Source organism: Bradyrhizobium sp. USDA 3650 (assembly GCF_054057395.1).
On sequence record NZ_JBSRZG010000001.1, the window covers coordinates 4,310,562 to 4,330,279 of the forward strand.

Sequence of the window (19,718 nt, forward strand, 5' to 3'; positions counted from 1 at the left end):
CAGAGGTGACGCAGGCAATTAGCTAGTAAGTCAGCTCGGCAATCGCAATCCTGTTCTCGGAGGCAGGCCAGGCGCGTGCCACAATTCGTTCTTCGCCAAATTGGGCCACGATGTTACGCCCGACCTCGCCGGCCTGAAGGCGCAGCGTTGCTGTCGAATCCGTGGGCACCCCCGATTTGACGTCCGCCGGCTCCTTGCCGTCGAGCAGCACCACGTCCCGCGGCAGGCCGAAATAACCGCGCGGACGCGACATGATCACGACAGCCCCGGCGTCCTTGTCCGCGGGCCCGAGCGGACGCGCAGCGCGCAGATGCACCAGGTCGGACGAGCGCGGGAAGGGCGAGCGGTAGATGTGCGTGGTCGGCACATCCGGCGCTGCGAGGGCGAATTCGAGCGACCAGGAAGGCTCGACCTGCGCCGGTCCCCAGCGGCCGTCGGCGCCGGTCTTCGCGCTGTGCACGGCGCTACCCTTGCGCTCCCCGGTATCAGGGTCGACGCGGAATATCTCGACGGTTGCACCCGCCACCGGGCGATTGGTCGACACGCCGCCGGGCGTGCCGGTAACAAGGCCGCTCAACTTCACGCCCTGCTCCGGCACAATCGCGATGCGCGCGGGCTCGCGGCCGGCGATGAACTTGTAGATCTCGCGGAAGGCCCGGGGGTGAAACGCCACCTCGCGATGATCGAGTGCGCCGAGCACGAGGTTGGTGGCCCCCTGCAACTCCGGACCTTCGACGCTGACGCCGGTCGGCGTACCGGGCTTGCCGATGAAACGGCCATCGGCCTGCGCGTATTTGTCCATGCCGTCGCTGCGCAAGGTGAGGAAGGCGACACCCGGCGTGACCTCGCTCTCGCCCTCGTTCAGGCTGCGCAGGAACGCGCCGCGGCCGTTGAACTCGCTGTTGGGCTGGTCGTCGGTCGCGAACACACCATGATTGGGCGTGCCGCACAGCACGGCGTGGCTGACATCGCCGGCGCCGCCGTTCTTGATGACGTTGCGGATGGCATAGCCGCCGCGCGAGCTGCCGACCAGCGCCACGCGGGCGGCGCCGGTGCGGCGCTTCAGTTCGGCTATGGCGGCGGCGAGCTCGCGGCGCTGGTCCTCAGTCGAGGAGCGGCCCGCCTGCTCGACCTTGTCGTCACTTCGTGCATTGGGATCGGTGAAATTGATCGCCACCATGCGGTCGCGCGCGATACCGTTGGATTCCATCCGCCACAAGGTCGTCATCCAGAGCGCGTCGTAATCGCCATTGCCGTGGACGAACAGGATCGGAGGCACCTCGCTCGGCCCGGCAGGTGAAGGTTGAGCCAATGCGCCCGTCCGCAGGCTCGCAACTGCGAAGGGCAAGCTGCCGGCCCCTTGCAAGATCATCCGTCGTGACAGCTTCATCTGTTCCTCCCCCGCAAAACCATCTCTGTGCACCGCTTATACCGGCCTAACCACTGGACAGCGAAGGACTTTCACAGGCATCACTGAACTTGCCGGAATCGCCCAAAGACAACTTCAAGACCACTTCTGCCACCCATTTGGAAGGGGATATGACCGAGCAGACGAATCGCCAGAAAATTGCGGCCGACGGCATCATGGCGCCGCTGCGGTACACCGTGTTCCGGCGCATCTGGCTCGCCAGCCTGCTCTCCAATCTCGGCCTGCTGATCCAGGGCGTGGGCGCCGCCTGGGCGATGACGCAGATGGCGGCCTCGGCGGACAAGGTGGCGCTGGTGCAGACCGCCCTGATGCTGCCGATCATGCTGATCTCGATGCCGGCAGGCGCCATCGCGGACATGTATGACCGCCGTATCGTCACCCTGATCGCGCTCATGATCGCGCTGACTGGCGCGACCGCGCTCACGGTCCTGGCCTGGTTCAACTACATCTCCCCGGAAACGCTGCTCGCGTTCTGCTTCGTGGTCGGCAGCGGCAACGCGCTGTTCGGTCCGGCCTGGCAATCCTCGGTGAGCGAGCAGGTGCCGCCCGATGCTCTGCCGTCGGCCGTCGCGCTGAACGGCATCAGCTACAACATCGCGCGCAGCTTCGGTCCGGCCGTCGGCGGTGTGATCGTCGCCGCGCTCGGCGCGGTGGCGGCGTTTGCGTGTAACGCGATCCTCTATTTGCCCTTGCTGGTGGTGCTGCTGCTCTGGCGGCGCAACACCGAGCCCTCGCGGCTGCCGCGGGAGAAGCTCAACCGCGCCATGGTGTCCGGCTTCCGCTACATCACCAATTCGCCGCCGATCAAGATCGTGCTGTTGCGCACGCTGGTGATGGGCCTGATCGGCGGTGCCATCATGGCGCTGATGCCGCTGGTCGCGCGCGATCTGCTGCATGGCGGCGCGCAGACTTACGGCATCATGCTCGGCGCCTTCGGGATGGGCGCCGTAGTCGGTGCACTCAACATCCACGAATTGCGCAAGCGCATGAGCGGCGAAGCCGCGATCCGTGCCTGCACCATCTCGATGGCGTTTGCGATGGCCGCTCTCGCCGTGAGCACAGAGCCGGTGCTGACCGCGGCTGCGCTGGTGCTCGCAGGCGCGGTCTGGATGGCTGCCGTCGCACTGTTCAATATCGGCGTGCAACTCTCGGCGCCGCGCTGGGTCGCCGGCCGCTCGCTTGCGGCGTTCCAGGCCTCGATTTCCGGCGGCATCGCGGTCGGCGCCTGGGGCTGGGGCCATCTCACCGACTATGCCGGCGTCGAGGTCGCCTTGCTGACGGCGGCCAGCCTGATGCTGATCTCGCCGGTGCTGGGGATCTGGCTCACGATGCCGCGCGTCGGCGCCCGTAACGAAGACGCCGATTTGCTGGCCGATCCGGAAGTCAAGCTGTCGCTCACGGCACGCAGCGGGCCGCTGGTGGTCGAGATCGAATACCGCGTCGCCCAAGAGAACGCGCGCGCCTTTCACAACGTGATGCAGGACGTGCAGCTCTCTCGTCAGCGCAACGGTGCTTATGGCTGGTCGATCGCGCGCGACATCGCCGATCCCGAATTGTGGACCGAGCGCTACCACTGTCCGACCTGGCTCGACTATCTGCGCCAGCGCAACCGCTCGACCCAGTCCGAACGCGCTCTGCATCAGGAGGCGATCGATTTCCACATCGGTCCCGACCCGGTGCGGATCCGCCGCATGCTGGAGCGTCCGTTCGGCTCGGTGCGCTGGAAAGAGGAGACACCGGACCAGGCCGCAAGTGAGGTGCTGCCCGTGGTCGCCACTGCGGCGGGAAGCAGCACGTAGGTTTTTGCGAGTCCGTAGCGACGTCTTACTGCCCGTGATCCGTCAGCACTTTGTCGCAGCCTTTGGTGAGCCGCGTACGGTTCTGCTTGAGGCAGGCGAGCACAGCCTGATCGCCATTGTTCATCACCGGGCGGCAGAAGCGCGTCACATCGCGCGCACAGGCGTCGTGACCGGGCTGCTGCGCTGACGCGGCCGATGCAAACAGGATCAATGGAATAATGAAAAGAAATCTGGTCATCGCGTAATGCCTCTTACCCGGAAGATGTGCGGGGAAGCTAGAGCGACGATACCGAAGCCGCAACGCTTTATTGGCAGGCGGGCTTGCGCCGCCGCGTGGCTCCGGCATTCACGCCGGGGCACATCGCGAGGGGAGCTAACCAACGCAACGACGCTATCGTTGCTGTTATTGACCGTCCTGGGCGTCAGCGACCTTGCGTGACGCGCCGCCCTTGGCGAGGTCCTTGTCCATCACCGCACGGCAACCGGCGCTCAGATCCGAACGATGCTTCATCATGCACGCCGTGATCTTCGGGATGTTCGGGATTTCCGATGAGCACAGACGGAAGGCGTCGCCGGTGCACTGCTGCTGCGCTTCGGACGAGAAGGCGAAGCTGGAGCCGGTCGAGGCGATCGAGAGGATGGCGGCAAAGCCCAGAGCCAGGCTGGTGTCGCGGATCTTGCTACTCAAGGACTTGATGTTCAGCGAGTTGGTCATTTGAAGCTCCCATTGGCACCGCTGGAAGCGGGCCCGTTGTTGATGGGACTGACCATGCTCCAGCAAAACAGTTTCCACTGTGATGACGGTCACGGGAGGCCCACCCTCTGTGACTTCGGTCACGTTGGCGCACCTCGCTGAAATTCCTTCATATCCGCTGTCGTGTTGGTGTCACGTTAACTGTTCCTTCGCATTAATGGCTCGGCGAGCGGGAAATTCCGCCGGTTTGGTTGCGTAATTGGAAAGAATGGCGATGCGTAATGCGTTGGGCCTGATGCTGGCCAGTGTAGTTGCGGCGGTCGTGATCGCCGCCGGCGGTTGGTTTTATTATTCCTCGCGCGCCGACCAGGCCGCTCCCAAGACAATTGCCGCCCGTGCCGCAGATCAATTGCCGGCACAGGCGAAGCTCGCCGCCAAGGACGACGTCGCGACCACGGCGGCGATTGCGGCCAAGCCGGCGGCAGCCGCCCCGGCGCCCGCACCCGCGCCGATGCCGGTGCAGCAGAAATCGACCTGCGCCAATCCGAACGCGCTCGGCGTCTCCCGCGTGGTCGAGATCGACACCACCGGCGGTCCGGGCTTCGGCTTCGATCATTTCAAGCAGTTCGACTTCCTCACCGACAAGGAGGTCGTGCTGACCTTCGACGACGGCCCCTGGCCGGTCAACACGCCCGCCGTGCTGAAGGCGCTCGCGGATGAATGCACCAAGGGGCTGTTCTTCTCGGTCGGCAAGCATGCGACCTACCATCCGGAAATCCTGCGTCAGGTGCTGGCCCAGGGCCACACGGTCGGCGCGCACACCTGGTCGCACGTCAATCTGAACGGCAAGAAGATGACGGAGCAGATGGCCAAGGACGAGGTCGAGAAGGGCTTCAGCGCAGTGAGGTTTGCGCTCGGCACCAATCCCGCACCGTTCTTCCGCTTCCCGCAGCTTCAGCACAATCCGGCGATCGTGAGCTATTTCGGTACTCGCAACGTCGCGATGTTCTCGACCGACATCGACTCCTTCGACTTCAGGAAGGGCGCGACGCCGGAGAAGATCATCGAGACCGTGATGACCAGGCTCGACAAGCTCGGCAAGGGCATCATCCTGATGCACGACTTCCAGAAGCACACCGGGGAAGCCATGCCGGCGCTGCTCGCGCGGTTGAAGGCCGGCGGCTACAAGATCGTGCAGATGAAGGCCAAGACGACTTTCCAGACGCTGCCGGAATATGACGAGGCGCTGCTGAAGGACCTGAAGGTGCCGACCTCGAGCGCACGCCCGATCGGAAGCGTGGTGCAGACGGTTTCGCAGTAAGCGCCGATCAAATCCAAAACTCTCGCGTCATGGCCGGGCTTGTCCCGGCCATATGCTTTTTGAGAGCAGGCATCTTACCAGTAGATGCCGTGACGATGCAGCTCACCGATGATGCGGCCTTCGGTCCAGCTGCGCTTGTGCTTCGGCTTGTCTGCCTTGGCCGTCGTCTTCGCGGCGGGTTGGGTCGTCGTCGCGGGCGCTGAGGTCGTCGTGGTCGTGGGTGCGGGTGTGGCCGCCGCAGGCGCAGCAAGCGAAACCGCCGGCGGGCGATCGAGATATTTCGGAGCTTCGGCGGCTGGCGCTGCTTCGCTCACCTGCGTCGGCGCGGCAGCAAGCGCCGGCGCCGTTTGCTGAACCGAAGCCGGCTCGCTCACCGCGGACAGCGACAGGCTGCGCGGGCCTCCGGCCTGGGCAGATGCAGAGACCAGCACCATGGCGGCCACCAGAATGATCTTGCGCATATGAAATCTCCCCGTGTTTGGTGTGAGCTGGACACTAGGAGAGCCGATCGCGAGTTTATGTGATCACGATCACCCAGACTGGCGTGCGATATCCGACGTGATGTCACGGTGATGCAATGGCTGCGCTCGACCGGACTCATCTGCGCAGTGCGCACATGATGACCGAATGCTCAGAACGTCTGGCTCGCGGAGATCAAATGAGCTGGGGCGCTGGTGCCGCAAGAGGGATTCGAACCCCCGACCCCGTCATTACGAATGACGTGCTCTACCAACTGAGCTATTGCGGCGAACCTTGCCGGGGCCCGCGCGAGGCCGGTCCCGTTACGCGCTCCTGATATCGGGCATGGCCCGAATTGGCAAGGTGGCGCCGGCTCCCAAATGCCGCTCACCCGCCCCAGCGAGACCAGAATCCGCGCCAGCCGCCGGCCTGGGCCTTTGCATGGTCCCTGGGCGTACCGATTTGTTCCGTAAATTCATCGCTCGGACCCTCGTCGTCGATCCCGGGATCATCAGGTGCACGGACGATCGGGATGACGGCGGGAATGGGGGCTGGTGCGGGCTTGCCAAGGTCGGCGCGGGTCCGGAACACGGGCGTTGCCGCAGCCGGCGATGATTCGACGATCTCAGGGGCCGGTTGGACCGGCTCAGCGGGCGCGACGACCGGCTCTTCCTTGGCGGCTTCCTGGACGACCTCCTGGACGGCCTCCTTTGAGATTTCCTGGGCCTCAAGAGGCGGCGAATTGTCCTGCGCGGCAGGCACCGGATCCGGCGCCGTGACAACCGGTTCCGCCGGGCCTTCGCTTGGGGCCGCCGTCACCCGCTTCGGCGGCGGAGCCGCCAGCATGGCTTCCTCGAAGGCTGAGGATTCGATCATCGCGCCCCTGTCGGAAGGAAGACTAGCGACCGGCGTCTGCCACTGGAACGCGTCAAGCCGGCCGGTGACCGGGGACACCGGACGCCAGCGGTCGCTGACATAACCGTCCGCGGTCCAGGCCGGATCATGCCGGGCGCGCACCGCGCGCAAGGTCCAGGCGCGGGCCCGGCCGCCGTCACCATGCTCGGTACGCTCGATCTCGGCCATCAGCAGCGCAACGCGCTGGGTGGGATCGTTGACGTAAGGCGACAGCACTTCGCGCGCACGGGCGAACTCGGACGCATCGATCGCGGCGCGCGCGATCGCCAGCTGGCCCTCGACATAACCGGCCTTGTCGGCAGAAATCTTGGCCGCAAGCGTCTCGACCCGCTGCAAACGCTGCCGCGCGGAATCGCCGAGCTTCACATGCGCATAGGCATCCGCGAGATCAGGATGCGGATTGGCGAGCCAAGCGGTTTCCACCAGCTTCATGGCGCGGCGCACCTGATGCGCCTCGCTCTCGAATTTTGCAGCAAGCACTGCGGCAGGAACCAGGGTCGGCGCGAGCTTGACCGCCTGCATCACGCTCTCACGCGCGACGTCGCGGTCCATCGTTTCCAATTCCAGCGCGCGTGCGGCGAGCAGCACGCCGCGCTGGCGGCGATAGGCCTGCTTGTCGATCAGGCCCGCGGACAGATTCGAATCGAGGATCGCGAGCGCGCCGCTCCAGTCACCGCGCGCGCAGCGGAAGCCGAGCACCGCATGCGAGGCCCAGGTCGAGGACGGCGACAGCTTGATCGCTTCCTCGGCGATCATCACCGCGCCGACCGCATCGTCGGCGCGCTGCGCCTCGATGAACAGACCGCGCAGGCCGAGCAGGCGCGTGTCGTCGCGCTCGGCCATGGCACGGAAGACGCGCTGGGCCTCGTCGCGATTGCCCTCGAGCTGCGCCGATTGCGCCTGCAAGAGAAGCGCGAGCGGATCGTTTGCAGCCAGCCGCCCCGCGGTATCGGCGTGGCGACGGGCAAGCGCGGTGTCGCCATGGCCGATCGCAAGCAGGCCGTGGGTAATAGCGTGGCGGCCGCGCGCATGACGCTTTTCGTGACGACGGCGGCGCAGACGCCCCGGAGCGCGCCAGACCATCGTCAGCAGGCTCCAGACCAGCACGACTGCCGCGGCAAAGAGGCCAAGCAAGAACACGAATCGGGGAAGCGTCGTTGTGGCGCGGAAGGCGCCCGCGGTCAGGACGAGGTCGCCGGGCTGGTCGGCGACCCAGGCCGCGCCGGCCGCCGCCAGCGCGATCAGGACGAGGAAGAGGACGATGCGAAGCATGACGATCCCTATACGCGCTGATGGTTGCGCGAACCTTTATTGACCAGGCTTGACGAGATCCGCCATGGCGGCGTCGGCGAATTTGCGTGAGGCGGCGAGCGCGGCGTCACGGGCATCGGCCTTGTCGAGCCAGGCTTGCGCCGGTGCGCGATCGGCCTCGGGCAACGTCTTCAACTCGCGCCGTGCCTCGACGAAATCGTTGCGCAACGCAGCCGCCGTCACCCGCGCAACGATCGCGCCGCGATCGTTGCCGACCCCGTCGGTCCGCTCGATGCGGACGAGTTTCGACGCCCCCGCCTGAAGGCGCTCGACGATGCCGGTGCCGCTGGCCGGGGCTTCCGCAGGCGGCGACAATTTCGGCACGATGTTGAGGAGCTCGCGACTGAGCGCGACCGGCGTCGGAATGCCTGACGATGCAAAAGTGTCGAGCGGCTTCAGCATATCCGGCTTTGCCGCCAGCGACCGCGCGGCGGCGAGCTGCGATGCGTAAGCATCGCCGTGGCGAACGGCGACGTCGAGCAAGGCGGCCGCCACCACATGGCGCAACGGCTTGTCGTCCATCATCTTCGCGTCGGCGATCTTCTCGCTTTGCTGCGCGAGTTCCGCACGTTCGGTCTTGCTGGCACGCTCGAGCTGCGCGAGGCGGTCGTTGAGAGCGGCAAGATCGGGCGCGGCAGCAGACGGCGCCGGTTTCGCGTCGTTCAGGGCGCTCGCGGTCTTGTCGGATTGTGCGCGCAGATTGGCGATTTCGCTGCGCAGGCTCGTTGCGGATTTCTCCAGCGCATCGATCCGCGCCATTACGGCCGGATCGGCGGCAGGCTTGCCCGCCTTGGCTTCGACCGCAGCAACGCGCCCGCTCAGCGCGTCGACGGATGCGCCCGTCACTTGCGGAGCAGCGGGCGGCGCCTGCACCGCAGGCCAGCCCAGCATCCAGCCGACGGCGATCACAATGGCGGCTGCGACAGCGCCGGAGAACGGAGCGATAACCCAGGGTGAAATCGACGGCGATACCGACGCGGACGCAACGGAAGACTCTTCCTCTGCAGGTTCGGGCTGCGGCTCGGCATGAGATTCTTCGGACTTTGCCTCTTGAGACATTTCCTCCTGAGACTTGCCCTCTTCAGAATTGGCCTGCTCATGCGCGGCCTGTTCGGTCGCTGCCTCAGGCTCGCCCGCCACCTCCTGCGGCTGGGTCGAGACCTCGGTTGCCTGGAGGTCGATGGTGGGCGGGATGCGCTTGGCGCGGCCGGACTCGGGAGCCAATCCTGCGTCTTCAGGCTTGTCGTCGGCCATCGTGACGGTTCCTCACACTTACATGCCCTGAACGAACGGATCCGATTGCGTCGGATTCGGCCCGACCTCTTACGCCAAACGGGTGCGCAAAGCACGCTCCAAGGTGTCAAATAAGGCATTTTCGTCCGGCGTCGCCGCCACCAGAACCTGCGAGGCACCGGCCTCGCGCAGCACGCCCGCGACCGTCTCGGACAGGCAGCATTGCGGGATCGCCAGAGCCGAGATTTCGACGCCTTCGCCCCGCGCGGCCTCCAGGAAAGCCCGCGCGCTGCGCCGGGAGTAATGCAGCACCGCCTCGATCCCATGGGCGGCAAAGCCCTCACAGACATCGCGCGGCAACAGCTTGACCGGCGCCATGCGATAGGTCGTCTGCGTGACGACGTTGAAGCCTTCGGCGCTCAGCTCGCCACCGAGGTCGCGCGACAGATCCGCGCCCGCGAGATAGAGCAACGTGCCCTTTTTCTTCAGCCGCTTGTCGCGCGCGCTCTGCATCACCTTGTCGCGCAGGGCAGCACCGTCGCCACCAGCGACGATCACCTCGGCAAAGCCGGCATCGCGCCCGGCGGCGGCCGTGTGCTCGCCGACGGCAAACAGCGGCAGCTCCAGGAGACCAAGTTCCTGCAATTGCGGCGCGACGGCACGAATTGCATTGGCCGAAGTGACAATGACGGCGCTGTAGCTTGTTTCACTCTCGGCATGGAAGGCGACCGGCTCGAACTTGAGCACCGGCGCCAGCAGCACCACATGCCCCCGCGCCCGTAGATTTTCCGACGTCGCCTCATTGTCGGGATGCGGCCGTGTGACAAGAATGGACATCGCTTGTGTTCCCGAACCACGTGGCGGTGGCGCTTTCACGAGGGACGGCCGCGCGTGACGATTGCGTTGGCCGACCCCGGAATGCTACCGGACGTACCAGAACTCTGCTTTGCGGATGAGCGCAAGGGGCGTGAGAAGGGCGCAAATTGGATAACAATTCGCCAATGCTGGTACTGGGCATTGAAACCACCTGCGACGAGACCGCCGCGGCGGTAATTGAGCGTGCGCCTGACGGCAGCGGCAAGATCCTGTCCAATATCGTGTGGTCGCAGGTCGAGGAGCATGCCCGTTTCGGCGGCGTGGTACCGGAGATCGCGGCCCGCGCCCATGTCGACCTGCTCGACGGCATCATCGACCGCGCCATGACTGAGGCCGGCATCGACTTCGCCCAGCTCAACGGTGTCGCGGCCGCCGCGGGCCCGGGACTGATCGGCGGCGTCATCGTCGGGCTCACCACCGCGAAGGCGATCGCGATGGTGCACGACACGCCGCTGGTCGCGGTGAACCATCTGGAAGCGCATGCGCTGACACCGCGCCTGACCGACGCACTCGAATTTCCCTATTGCCTTTTTCTCGCCTCTGGCGGCCACACCCAGATCGTCGCCGTCACCGGCGTTGGCCAGTATGTGCGGCTCGGCACCACCGTCGACGATGCGATCGGCGAGGCCTTCGACAAGGTCGCGAAGATGCTGGGGCTGCCCTATCCGGGCGGGCCGCAGGTCGAGCGCGCGGCAGCCAACGGCGATCCGGCGCGATTTGCGTTTCCGCGGCCGCTGCAGGGACGCCCCGACGCCAACTTCTCGCTATCGGGATTGAAGACGGCGGTGCGCAACGAAGCGAGCCGGTTGGCCGAGATCACACCGCAGGACGTCAGCGATCTCTGCGCGAGCTTTCAGGCTGCCGTGCTCGACTCCACAGCCGACCGGTTGAGCGTCGGTCTCAAACTCTTCCGCGAGCAGTTCGGTGCGCCACGTGCGCTGGTGGCGGCCGGCGGCGTTGCCGCCAATCAGGCGATCCGCGGCGCCCTGCATGAGGTTGCGAGGAAAGCCGGTACACAATTGATCATGCCGCCGCCGGCGCTCTGCACCGACAATGGCGCGATGATCGCCTGGGCCGGCGCCGAACGTCTCGCACTCGGCATGACCGACACGATGGAAGCACAGCCCCGCGCGCGTTGGCTGCTCGATGCGAACGCGACGGCACCGGCCGGATACGGCAAGACACGCGCGGGATATTGAATGCCGTGCTGTCGCCACGCGCTCCGCTTCACCTCGCCCCGCTTGCGGGGAGAGGTCGGATTGCATCGGAGATGCAATCCGGGTGAGGGGGATTCTCCGCGAGTCTCTCTGTCACCGTCCTCTCGGAGACTCCCCCTCACCCCGACCCTCTCCCCGCAAGCGGGGCGAGGGAGTGGAGAGATCTGGCAATGACAGCGTTGCAATCGGTTTCGGTGATCAGCGCGGGTGCCTGGGGCACGGCGCTGGCGATGGTAGCGGCGCGGGCCGGACGGAACGTGACGCTGTGGGCGCGCAATCCCGAGCACGCGACGCGGATCGCATCGACCCGAGACAATCCGCGGCTGCCCGGCGTGCGGCTTGCCCCGGAGATCATCGTCACGAGCGACCTGGCGCTCGCCGCGCGCGCGGATATGCTGCTGATCGCAGTGCCCGCGCAGCATCTGCGCGGTGCTGTCAACATGCTCGCCTCGCACCTGGCGAGACCGGTGCCGATCATTGCCTGCGCCAAGGGCATCGAGCACGGCACCCATAAATTCATGACCGACGTGATCGTCGAGGCCGCGCCTCACGCGCAGCCGGCGATCCTGTCGGGTCCGAGCTTTGCCGACGATGTCGCGCGTGGCCTGCCGACTGCGGTCACGCTGGCGGCGAGGGAAGAAACGCTGGCCAACCACCTGGTGCAGGCGCTGGGCTCGCCGACGTTTCGGCCCTATCACTCCACCGATGTCCGCGGCGTCGAGATCGGCGGCGCCGCCAAGAACGTGCTAGCGATCGCGGTCGGCATCGCGGTCGGGCGCAAGCTCGGCGCTTCCGCCCAGGCCGCACTCACCACCCGCGCCTTTGCCGAGCTGACACGCCTCGGCCGCGCGCTCGGCGCACGCAGCGAAACACTCACGGGCTTGTCTGGCCTCGGCGATCTGATCCTGACCTGCTCGAGCCCACAATCGCGCAATTTCGCGCTCGGCCTGGCGCTTGGCCGCAGCGAGCAGCCGCCCGCCGGCAAGCTTGCCGAAGGCGAATTCACCGCGCCGGTACTGATCGAGCTCGCGGCTTCGCAAAGCATCGAAATGCCGGTATCGGAAGCCGTCGCGTCGATTTTGACCGGCAGAAGCACGATCGACGCCGCGATCTCGGGGCTGATGGCGCGACCTTTCAAGGCAGAGGAATGAACATGGCGTACTGGCTGGTGAAATCCGAACCATCGGTGTGGTCCTGGGACCAGCAGGTGGCGAAAGGCGCCAAGGGCGAAGCCTGGACCGGCGTGCGCAATTACACCGCGCGCCAGAATCTCGTCGCCATGAAGAAGGGCGACAAGGCGTTCTTCTATCATTCCAACGAGGGCAAGGAGATCGTTGGCATCGCGGAAGTTATCAAGGAAGCCTACCTCGATCCGACCGACAAGACGGAAAAATTCGTCTGCGTCGACATCAAGGCCGACAAGCCGTTGAACATTCCGGTGACAATGGCCGCGATCAAGGCCGAGAAGAAGCTCGCCGACATGGCGCTGGTGAAATATTCGCGCCTCTCGGTGCAGCCGGTGACGGCCGAGGAATGGAAGCTCGTCTGCAAGATGGGCGGGATGTAGGCTTAGGCGCTGTAGCCCGGATGAGCGAAGCGATATCCGGGACTACTGCTGCGATCCCGCATGTCGCTACGCTCATGCGGGCTACGATAGCGGAGCTTGCTTCTCCGGCAGTGCAAACACCTCACACGGCGCGGCAATGCCGCGCAGCGAGTGCGATCCGAGCGCGATCAGAGGCATGTCGGTTTCGGCGGCGAGCGCGCCCGACACCAGCACGGTTCTGCCGAGCGGCTTGCATAATCCTTCGAGCCGGCTGGCGAGATTGACGGCGGGACCGATCGCCGTGAAATCGAGCCGGTTGGCGGCGCCGATATTGCCCCACAGCATCTCGCCAAGATGCAGCGCCGCGCCGAACGCGAGCGGCGGCAGACCTTGGGCACGACGCTCCGCGTTGAGATACGCCATCCCGGCTTCGGCTGCGCGCGCGGCACGCAGCGCCGCATCGCACGCTTGGCGCGGTGACGCCCCGACGACCGGAAAGATCGCGAGCACGCCGTCGCCGATGAATTTCAGCACCTCGCCGCCGAAGGCGTGGACCGCGCCGGCGATGCGATCGAACCAGGCATCGAGCGCCGCGATGACGTCGGCAGGCGGATTGGTTTCCGACAGGAGCGTGAAATTGCGTAGATCGGCATAGAGCAGCGCGGCCTGAATGGTCTCGCCGAGATCGCGCCGCAGGGGTGCCGCCAGCACCCGCTCCGCGCTACGCTTGCCGAGATAAGCATCCAACGTCGCGCGCAAGGTTGCACGCGCGGCAAGCACCGCAAGGGGCGTCGCGGCGAAGCGCGCGGCCTGGCGCAATTGCTCGGTCTCGGCCGCGGTGAACGGACGCGGCCCGATCCAGCCGAGCAACGGCCCGTCGGGCCGTCCGACCACATCTTCGTGCACTTCACCCTCCGCGATGTCGCGCAGCCAGCGGCGGCCGGCATCGTTAGGCGGGTCGGGCGCAAGGCCGCCTGGTGCGAAGCCGAGCGCTTCGATCACCCGGCCGTTCTCCGCGCGCCACAACCATGTCCGCTTCGCGATCAGCGGATGTGGCACCTCGAGCGTCAGGCTGCCTGCCGCAAGCGGCACGCCGTCGGCGACCAGATGTGCGCCGAGATCCGCGAGCAGGCGGTCGGCCCCGGTGCTATCGGCGGCGGCATCGACAAGCCAGGCGAGCGTCGGCGAGAGGTGCATGGGCCGATCATGACGAACGCAGGCGGTCTTTGTCACGGGCAATCCTTGACGGGCCGCCCGAGCGCCGCCATGTCCAACGGTCAGCCCAGGGATGATCGCCGATGACCGAACCGTTCATAGTGCGACGCGAGACCCAGATCGCCGCCCCACGCGCCACCGTTTTCGCTTACCTGACCGACCCCGAGAAGATTTTGAGCTGGATGGGTTCCGATGCGACCACGGAGCCACATCCCGGCGGGCTGTATCTGCTCAAAGGCATCGGCCCCCGCGGCGGCGTTGCCCGCGGCGCGTTCCGCGAAGTCGTGCCGGTGCATCGTCTCGCCTACACGTTTGGATGGGAGGGCGGCCAGGAAGTGCCGCCCGGCTCGAGCCTGATCGAGATCGACCTGATCGAACGCGACGGCGGCACATTGCTGCGCATGACCCATAGCGGGCTGCCGACCGAGGAACAGGCTGCCGCACACGCGACGGGATGGGCGCATTATCTGGGACGGCTCACGGCGGCAGCCGCGGGCAGCGATCCCGGTCCCGACAACGGCGTTTCCAACAAGACGTAGCGACGGGAGCGGATCAGACCGCCGCGGTCGCCACCACCTGCTGCAAAAGCTGCTCCCGCCTGGCCTGCGAGCGCTGGCCCTTCATGGTCGCGGCGAAGCGTTCGAGGATGCCGTCCTCGAACGCGGTGACGATGGTGTCGTGAACATAGCTCTTGCGGCAGATCGCCGGCGTGTTGGAGAGCTGGTCGGCCGCGCCGCGGATCGCCTCCAGCACCTGCTTCTTGCGGCCGCGCTGGCTGGTCGCCGGCGTGATCCGCGACAGCGATTCCACGACCACGGCTGAGGCCATCAGCGTGCGGAAATCCTTCAGCGAGATCTTGATGCCGGCGATCTCGCGCAGAAACGCATTCACCTGCGTGGTGCTGACGGCGCGCACGATGCCGTAGGCATCGCGATACTGGAACATGCGCTTGCCCGGAACGCCCTGCAAAATCCCGATGGCGCGCACGAGCTTGGCCGCGTCGCACTCTTTGCGCACCGCCTTGCCGCCCTTCGCCTTGAAGGTCAGCACGAAGCTGTCGTCTTCCAGCGAGACGTTGGACTTCAGCAGCGTGGTGGCCCCGCGGGTGCCGTTGAGACGGGCATAGGATTCGTTGCCGGGGCGGATCGCGGTGCGCGCGATCAATTCGATCACGGCCGAGAGCGCGAACTCGCGGGTCGGCTCGTCGCCCGACAAGAACGCCGAAACCTTGCGCCGGATCTTGGGCAGCGCGCCGACGAGCTTCTCCAGACGATGCGCCTTGCGTTGCTCGCGGACCTTCTCCCAATCGGCGTGATAGCGATATTGCAGCCGGCCCGCGGCATCGCGTCCCACCGCCTGGAGATGCGTGCTCGGATCGGCAGAGTAGCGCACCTCGCGATAGGCCGGCGGCACCGCCATCGAATGCAGCCGCCGAATAGTGCGGGCATCGCGGATGTGGACCCCGTTGGGCCGCACGAAGGAATAGCCCTTGCCGCGCCTGATGCGGCGAATGGTCAGCTCGTTCTGGTCGCCGAGCCGCAGGCCCAGTTCCTTGGCGAGGGCCTCGACCGTCGCTGCAGGGGCCGTGTCGAACGCTTTTTTCGGGCTGGGACGGCCGGAACCGGCCGGTTTCGGCCATTGTCCGAGGGCTTTGGCCAGTGCAATGGCAGCAGGATCGGCTGAAGCGGGCCGCAAAGTCCCGAGATTCTGCTGATCCATCATAGTCTTATGCCTTAGCCCTGTTTGTTATCGGTCAATGCCGCTGTTCTGATTTTTGTTCCAAGGGGTCTCGTTGGACCCGGGTTAGCCACTTAGGGTGTTCCGAACCGCATTGCGAGTCCCGAATCAGTGAGGGCGGTTTCTAAATACCGCTGCCGGGAGCATGGCGCTCTGCGCCGGCCCATTCCGAGGATCTCGGTAAAGACCCGAAAGCCCCGTCGCCCTGTTTCAAAACTGCGACAGTCGCACGAAGCGGCTTGATCCTCCGCATGGCCGGCTGCTCGCCGAAGGTCCAGCTTGTGCACCTTGTCGGGTCCGGTTAGCCCGACGCATAATCGGTTCAACGATCAAGTCGGCTGGCCTGTGCTCGGCTTGCCGTATGTGGAGGGAAACATGTCCGAGAAGATCTACGACGTCCCCGCAGAATGGGCGAAGCGCGCCTGGGTCGACCAGGCCAAGTACAAGGACATGTACGCCCGCTCGATCTCGGACCCGAACGCCTTCTGGGCGGAGCAGGCCAAGCGCATCGACTGGATGCACGCCCCAACGAAGATCGAGAACGTCTCCTTCGCGCCTGGCAACATCTCGATCAAATGGTTCGAGGACGGCGTTCTCAATGTCGCCCATAATTGCATCGACCGGCATCTCCACAGCCGCGCCAACCAGACCGCGATCATCTGGGAAGGCGACGATCCCTCACAATCCCGGCACATCACCTACAAGGAGCTGCACGACGAGGTCTGCCGGATGGCCAACATCCTGCGCACCCGGAACGTCAAGAAGGGCGACCGTGTCACCATCTACCTGCCGATGATTCCGGAGGCGGCCTACGCGATGCTGGCCTGCGCGCGGATCGGCGCGATTCACTCCGTGGTGTTCGCCGGCTTCTCGCCCGACAGCCTCGCCCAGCGCATCAACGACTGCCAGTCCAAGGTGATCATCACCGCGGATGAGGGCCTGCGCGGCGGCAAGAAGGTGCCGCTGAAGGCCAATGTCGACGCGGCACTCGCCAAGGCAGACGGCGTCGACTGGGTCGTCGTGGTCAAGCGCACCGGCGGCGCGGTCGAAATGAATCCCTCGCGCGACCTCTGGTACCACGACGCCGCCAAAATGGTGACGACGGAATGCCCGGTCGAGCACATGCACGCCGAGGATCCGCTGTTCATCCTCTACACCTCGGGCTCGACAGGGCAGCCCAAGGGCGTGCTGCACACCTCCGCGGGCTATCTCGTGTTCGCCGCGATGACGCATCAATACGTCTTCGACTATCACGACGGCGACATCTACTGGTGCACCGCCGACGTCGGCTGGGTCACCGGCCACAGCTACATTCTGTACGGACCGCTCGCCAACGGCGCGACCACGCTGATGTTCGAAGGCGTGCCGAATTACCCGGATAATTCGCGATTCTGGAACGTCATCGACAAGCACAAGGTCAACATCTTCTACACCGCGCCGACCGCGATCCGCGCGCTGATGCAGAGCGGCGACGCGCCGGTGAAGAAGACCTCGCGCGCCAGCCTGCGCCTGCTCGGCTCGGTCGGCGAGCCGATCAATCCGGAAGCCTGGGAATGGTATCACCGCGTCGTCGGTGACGACCGCTGCCCGATCGTCGATACCTGGTGGCAGACCGAGACCGGCGGCATTTTGATCACGCCGCTGCCCGGCGCCACCAAGCTCAAGCCGGGCTCGGCGACGCAGCCGTTCTTCGGCGTGGTGCCCGAGATCGTCGACGCCGACGGCAACGTGCTGGACGGCGAGACATCAGGCAATCTGTGCCTGACGCGGTCATGGCCGGGCCAGATGCGCACGGTCTATGGCGACCACGCCCGCTTCGAGCAGACTTATTTCTCGACCTACAAGGGCAAGTATTTCACCGGCGACGGCTGCCGGCGCGATGCCGACGGTTATTACTGGATCACCGGCCGCGTCGACGACGTCATCAACGTCTCCGGCCACCGCATGGGTACCGCCGAAGTCGAAAGCGCGCTGGTGGCGCATGAGAAGGTTTCGGAGGCCGCCGTGGTTGGCTTCCCGCACGACATCAAGGGCCAGGGCATCTACGCCTATGTGACCCTGATGGCCGGCATCGAGCCAACCGAGGATCTGCGCAAGGAGCTCGTCACCTGGGTGCGCAAGGAGATCGGCCCGATCGCTTCGCCCGACCAGATTCAGTTCGCACCGGGTCTGCCAAAAACGCGCTCCGGCAAGATCATGCGCCGCATCCTGCGCAAGATCGCCGAGGACGAGCCGGGCAGCCTGGGCGACACCTCGACCTTGGCCGATCCCGGCGTGGTCGACGACCTCGTCAAGAACCGGCAGAACAAGAAGTCGGTCTGACCCATGTCTCGTGCCCCGGACGCAGCGCAGCGCTTTTTAGCGGTGCGCTGCAGAGCCGGGGCCCATGCAACAGCCAGACTCTGAGGCTTTTTGGGTCCCGCTCTGCGTCGCACCGCTTCGCGCTGCGCCGCGTCCGGGACACCAGACCCATCCCCGCGTTCGCGCTCCCCCGAACAACAGCCGTTCATACCCTCACGCACTTGTCAGGGCGCGCCCCGGCGGCCGGGCATCTTTCCGGGCGAGTGTTGTTTTCAGGTCATTTACTTTGTTTCGAACATTTCCTTTGTTCCCCCTGCTGGCTGGCCCTTGGCGGCCGTGCGTGGAAACCATCCGGTTAACAAGCGCGGTTAAGAATGTCCCCTGACAAGGACTTGCAACAAGGACTTGCGAGCCAGCGATTGCCGGTTTTGCGTAATTTTGGACGGTCCGTTCGGGGCAAGGGGAAAATCGATGTCGATGAGGATTGCTGTGGCGCTGGCCGCCACCGTCGGGGCTGGGGTGATGATCTCGACGGCGGCGCAGGCGCGGCCGGAAATGGTGGGGACCCACCTGGCCGACTATTCGCCGGGCACTATCGTTGTCAAAACCAACGAGCGTCGGCTCTATCTCGTCCTCGATAACGGCCACGCCGTGCGCTACCCGGTCGGCGTCGGCAAGTCCGGCAAGCAGTGGGCCGGCACCACCCGTATCGATGGCAAGTACCGCAATCCGGCCTGGTCGCCGCCTGCCGAGGTGAAGCGCGACAAGCCGAGCATCCCGGACGTCATCCCGGGCGGGTCGCCGCGCAACCCGATGGGCGTCGCGGCGATGACGCTGTCCGGCGGTGAATATGCCATCCACGGCACCAACGTGCCGGGCTCGATCGGCGGCTTCGTCTCCTATGGCTGCATCCGCATGCTCAACGACGACATCACCGATCTCTACAGCCGCGTCTCGGTCGGCACGACGGTGGTCGTGACGCGCTGATCGCCGGCATCAAGGCGAGACGGCAGGAGCCGCGTCTTTCGACGCGGCTTTTTTGTTACCAGAAGCGCCAGCTCCGCGCGCACCAGCCGTCGCGATGGCCGCCATTGTAGCTCCGCGCGTAGCCGCCGGCGAGCAACGCCGCCGAGACATTGGCCGTGCGTTTGGTCGCGACGTCGGCGAGAACGCGTCCGTATTTGTCGGGTCCGAGATTGGTGATCGTCACGCCACCCTGCCCGAGCAGATCGCGCAATGCGCGGGCCGCGGCTTCGGCCTTGTCCAGTTCCTCCTGGCAGGAGGCTTTCATCTCAGGTGCATCGATGCCGCGCAGGCGAACGCGCGCGACGAGATCGCGGCCGCTCTGCTGATGCACGCGCGCGAGAAAGGTGTCGCCGTCGATGGTGCGGATGACGTCGACGGGCTGGCGAGCATCGGGATGGCGGCCTTGCTGGAGCACAATTTCGGCGTCCCGCGATTGACCGTCAGTCGCACGAGGGAAGGGCCAGTTCATCCCGTGCCGAAACGTGAACACCACGGCCACCACGATTCCGACCACGAACATCCACGGCAACAGGCCTGAGAACCGGCGACCAAACGGCGAGCCGCTGTACGAAGGCCGAGACGGATGGCTTGGATCGAAGCGCGACATCCGCGCACGCTAGGGCTGAGTCGGGCAGTCCG

General features: G+C 65.7%; 18 protein-coding genes and 1 tRNA gene. 8 read left to right on the plus strand and 11 right to left on the minus strand.

Going from position 1 to position 19,718, the window contains the following annotated elements:
* Positions 1-22: 22 nt before the first annotated feature.
* Entirely contained in the window at positions 23-1,390 is a 1,368-nt protein-coding gene (locus ACVIN2_RS20080; protein WP_456766867.1) for a hydrolase, read from the minus strand.
* 149 nt (positions 1,391-1,539) lie between these two features.
* Between ACVIN2_RS20080 and ACVIN2_RS20085 the strand changes: the two genes are divergently transcribed.
* Positions 1,540-3,228, plus strand: a complete 1,689-nt coding sequence (locus tag ACVIN2_RS20085; RefSeq protein ID WP_456766868.1) for an MFS transporter — start codon at positions 1,540-1,542, stop codon at positions 3,226-3,228.
* A 25-nt stretch (positions 3,229-3,253) separates the two neighbouring features.
* Here ACVIN2_RS20085 and ACVIN2_RS20090 read toward each other — a convergent pair whose 3' ends face one another.
* Both ACVIN2_RS20090 and ACVIN2_RS20095 read right to left on the minus strand, forming a co-directional pair.
* Positions 3,254-3,466 carry a hypothetical protein gene (locus ACVIN2_RS20090; protein WP_007604145.1) on the minus strand — a complete coding sequence of 71 codons (213 nt, stop codon included), beginning with the start codon at positions 3,464-3,466 and terminating at the stop codon, positions 3,254-3,256.
* Positions 3,467-3,631: 165 nt separating this feature from the next.
* Complete coding sequence (locus ACVIN2_RS20095; RefSeq protein ID WP_456769765.1) at positions 3,632-3,943, minus strand: hypothetical protein; 312 nt, start codon at positions 3,941-3,943, stop codon at positions 3,632-3,634.
* Between the two features lie 253 nt (positions 3,944-4,196).
* Between ACVIN2_RS20095 and ACVIN2_RS20100 the strand changes: the two genes are divergently transcribed.
* Positions 4,197-5,243, plus strand: a complete 1,047-nt coding sequence (locus ACVIN2_RS20100) for a polysaccharide deacetylase family protein (RefSeq protein ID WP_456766869.1) — start codon at positions 4,197-4,199, stop codon at positions 5,241-5,243.
* 74 nt (positions 5,244-5,317) lie between these two features.
* Here the strand turns inward: ACVIN2_RS20100 and ACVIN2_RS20105 are convergent, their stop codons facing one another.
* The 5 genes from ACVIN2_RS20105 to ACVIN2_RS20125 all read right to left on the minus strand — a co-directional run bounded on the left by ACVIN2_RS20105 (position 5,318) and on the right by ACVIN2_RS20125 (position 9,998).
* Positions 5,318-5,704: a hypothetical protein gene (locus tag ACVIN2_RS20105; RefSeq protein ID WP_456766870.1), complete on the minus strand. Its 387-nt coding sequence runs from the start codon at positions 5,702-5,704 to the stop codon at positions 5,318-5,320.
* Between the two features lie 211 nt (positions 5,705-5,915).
* Positions 5,916-5,991, minus strand: a tRNA-Thr gene (locus ACVIN2_RS20110).
* 98 nt (positions 5,992-6,089) lie between these two features.
* Positions 6,090-7,889 (minus strand): heme biosynthesis HemY N-terminal domain-containing protein, encoded by a 1,800-nt coding sequence (locus ACVIN2_RS20115; RefSeq protein WP_456766871.1) that lies wholly within the window; start codon positions 7,887-7,889, stop codon positions 6,090-6,092.
* A 36-nt stretch (positions 7,890-7,925) separates the two neighbouring features.
* Positions 7,926-9,182 carry a COG4223 family protein gene (locus ACVIN2_RS20120; protein ID WP_456766872.1) on the minus strand — a complete coding sequence of 419 codons (1,257 nt, stop codon included), beginning with the start codon at positions 9,180-9,182 and terminating at the stop codon, positions 7,926-7,928.
* 69 nt (positions 9,183-9,251) lie between these two features.
* Positions 9,252-9,998, minus strand: coding sequence for a uroporphyrinogen-III synthase (locus tag ACVIN2_RS20125; RefSeq protein WP_456766873.1), 747 nt, complete (start codon positions 9,996-9,998; stop codon positions 9,252-9,254).
* Positions 9,999-10,162: 164 nt separating this feature from the next.
* Here ACVIN2_RS20125 and tsaD point away from each other — a divergent pair, with 164 nt between their 5' ends.
* The 3 genes from tsaD (at position 10,163) to ACVIN2_RS20140 (ending at position 12,821) form a co-directional block, all read left to right on the plus strand.
* Positions 10,163-11,236, plus strand: coding sequence for a tRNA (adenosine(37)-N6)-threonylcarbamoyltransferase complex transferase subunit TsaD (tsaD, locus tag ACVIN2_RS20130; protein WP_456766874.1), 1,074 nt, complete (start codon positions 10,163-10,165; stop codon positions 11,234-11,236).
* A gap of 188 nt (positions 11,237-11,424) precedes the next feature.
* The gene (locus ACVIN2_RS20135) at positions 11,425-12,405 is read left to right on the plus strand and encodes an NAD(P)H-dependent glycerol-3-phosphate dehydrogenase (protein WP_456766875.1); all 981 of its coding nucleotides are present in this window, start codon (positions 11,425-11,427) and stop codon (positions 12,403-12,405) included.
* A 2-nt stretch (positions 12,406-12,407) separates the two neighbouring features.
* A complete protein-coding gene (locus tag ACVIN2_RS20140; protein WP_456766876.1) occupies positions 12,408-12,821 on the plus strand; it encodes an EVE domain-containing protein in 414 nt (137 codons plus the stop codon).
* An 81-nt stretch (positions 12,822-12,902) separates the two neighbouring features.
* Here ACVIN2_RS20140 and ACVIN2_RS20145 read toward each other — a convergent pair whose 3' ends face one another.
* Positions 12,903-13,997, minus strand: coding sequence for an adenylate/guanylate cyclase domain-containing protein (locus ACVIN2_RS20145; protein ID WP_456769766.1), 1,095 nt, complete (start codon positions 13,995-13,997; stop codon positions 12,903-12,905).
* Between the two features lie 101 nt (positions 13,998-14,098).
* Between ACVIN2_RS20145 and ACVIN2_RS20150 the strand changes: the two genes are divergently transcribed.
* Positions 14,099-14,554 carry an SRPBCC family protein gene (locus tag ACVIN2_RS20150; RefSeq protein ID WP_456766877.1) on the plus strand — a complete coding sequence of 152 codons (456 nt, stop codon included), beginning with the start codon at positions 14,099-14,101 and terminating at the stop codon, positions 14,552-14,554.
* Positions 14,555-14,567: 13 nt separating this feature from the next.
* Here ACVIN2_RS20150 and ACVIN2_RS20155 read toward each other — a convergent pair whose 3' ends face one another.
* Positions 14,568-15,737 (minus strand): DNA topoisomerase IB, encoded by a 1,170-nt coding sequence (locus ACVIN2_RS20155; RefSeq protein WP_456766878.1) that lies wholly within the window; start codon positions 15,735-15,737, stop codon positions 14,568-14,570.
* A 390-nt stretch (positions 15,738-16,127) separates the two neighbouring features.
* Between ACVIN2_RS20155 and acs the strand changes: the two genes are divergently transcribed.
* On the plus strand, positions 16,128-18,074 hold the full coding sequence (gene acs / locus ACVIN2_RS20160; RefSeq protein WP_456766879.1) for an acetate--CoA ligase: 1,947 nt from the start codon (positions 16,128-16,130) through the stop codon (positions 18,072-18,074).
* A gap of 450 nt (positions 18,075-18,524) precedes the next feature.
* Positions 18,525-19,040, plus strand: a complete 516-nt coding sequence (locus ACVIN2_RS20165; RefSeq protein WP_456766880.1) for a L,D-transpeptidase — start codon at positions 18,525-18,527, stop codon at positions 19,038-19,040.
* A gap of 55 nt (positions 19,041-19,095) precedes the next feature.
* Here the strand turns inward: ACVIN2_RS20165 and ACVIN2_RS20170 are convergent, their stop codons facing one another.
* Positions 19,096-19,686, minus strand: coding sequence for a thermonuclease family protein (locus ACVIN2_RS20170; protein ID WP_456766881.1), 591 nt, complete (start codon positions 19,684-19,686; stop codon positions 19,096-19,098).
* Positions 19,687-19,718: the final 32 nt, after the last annotated feature.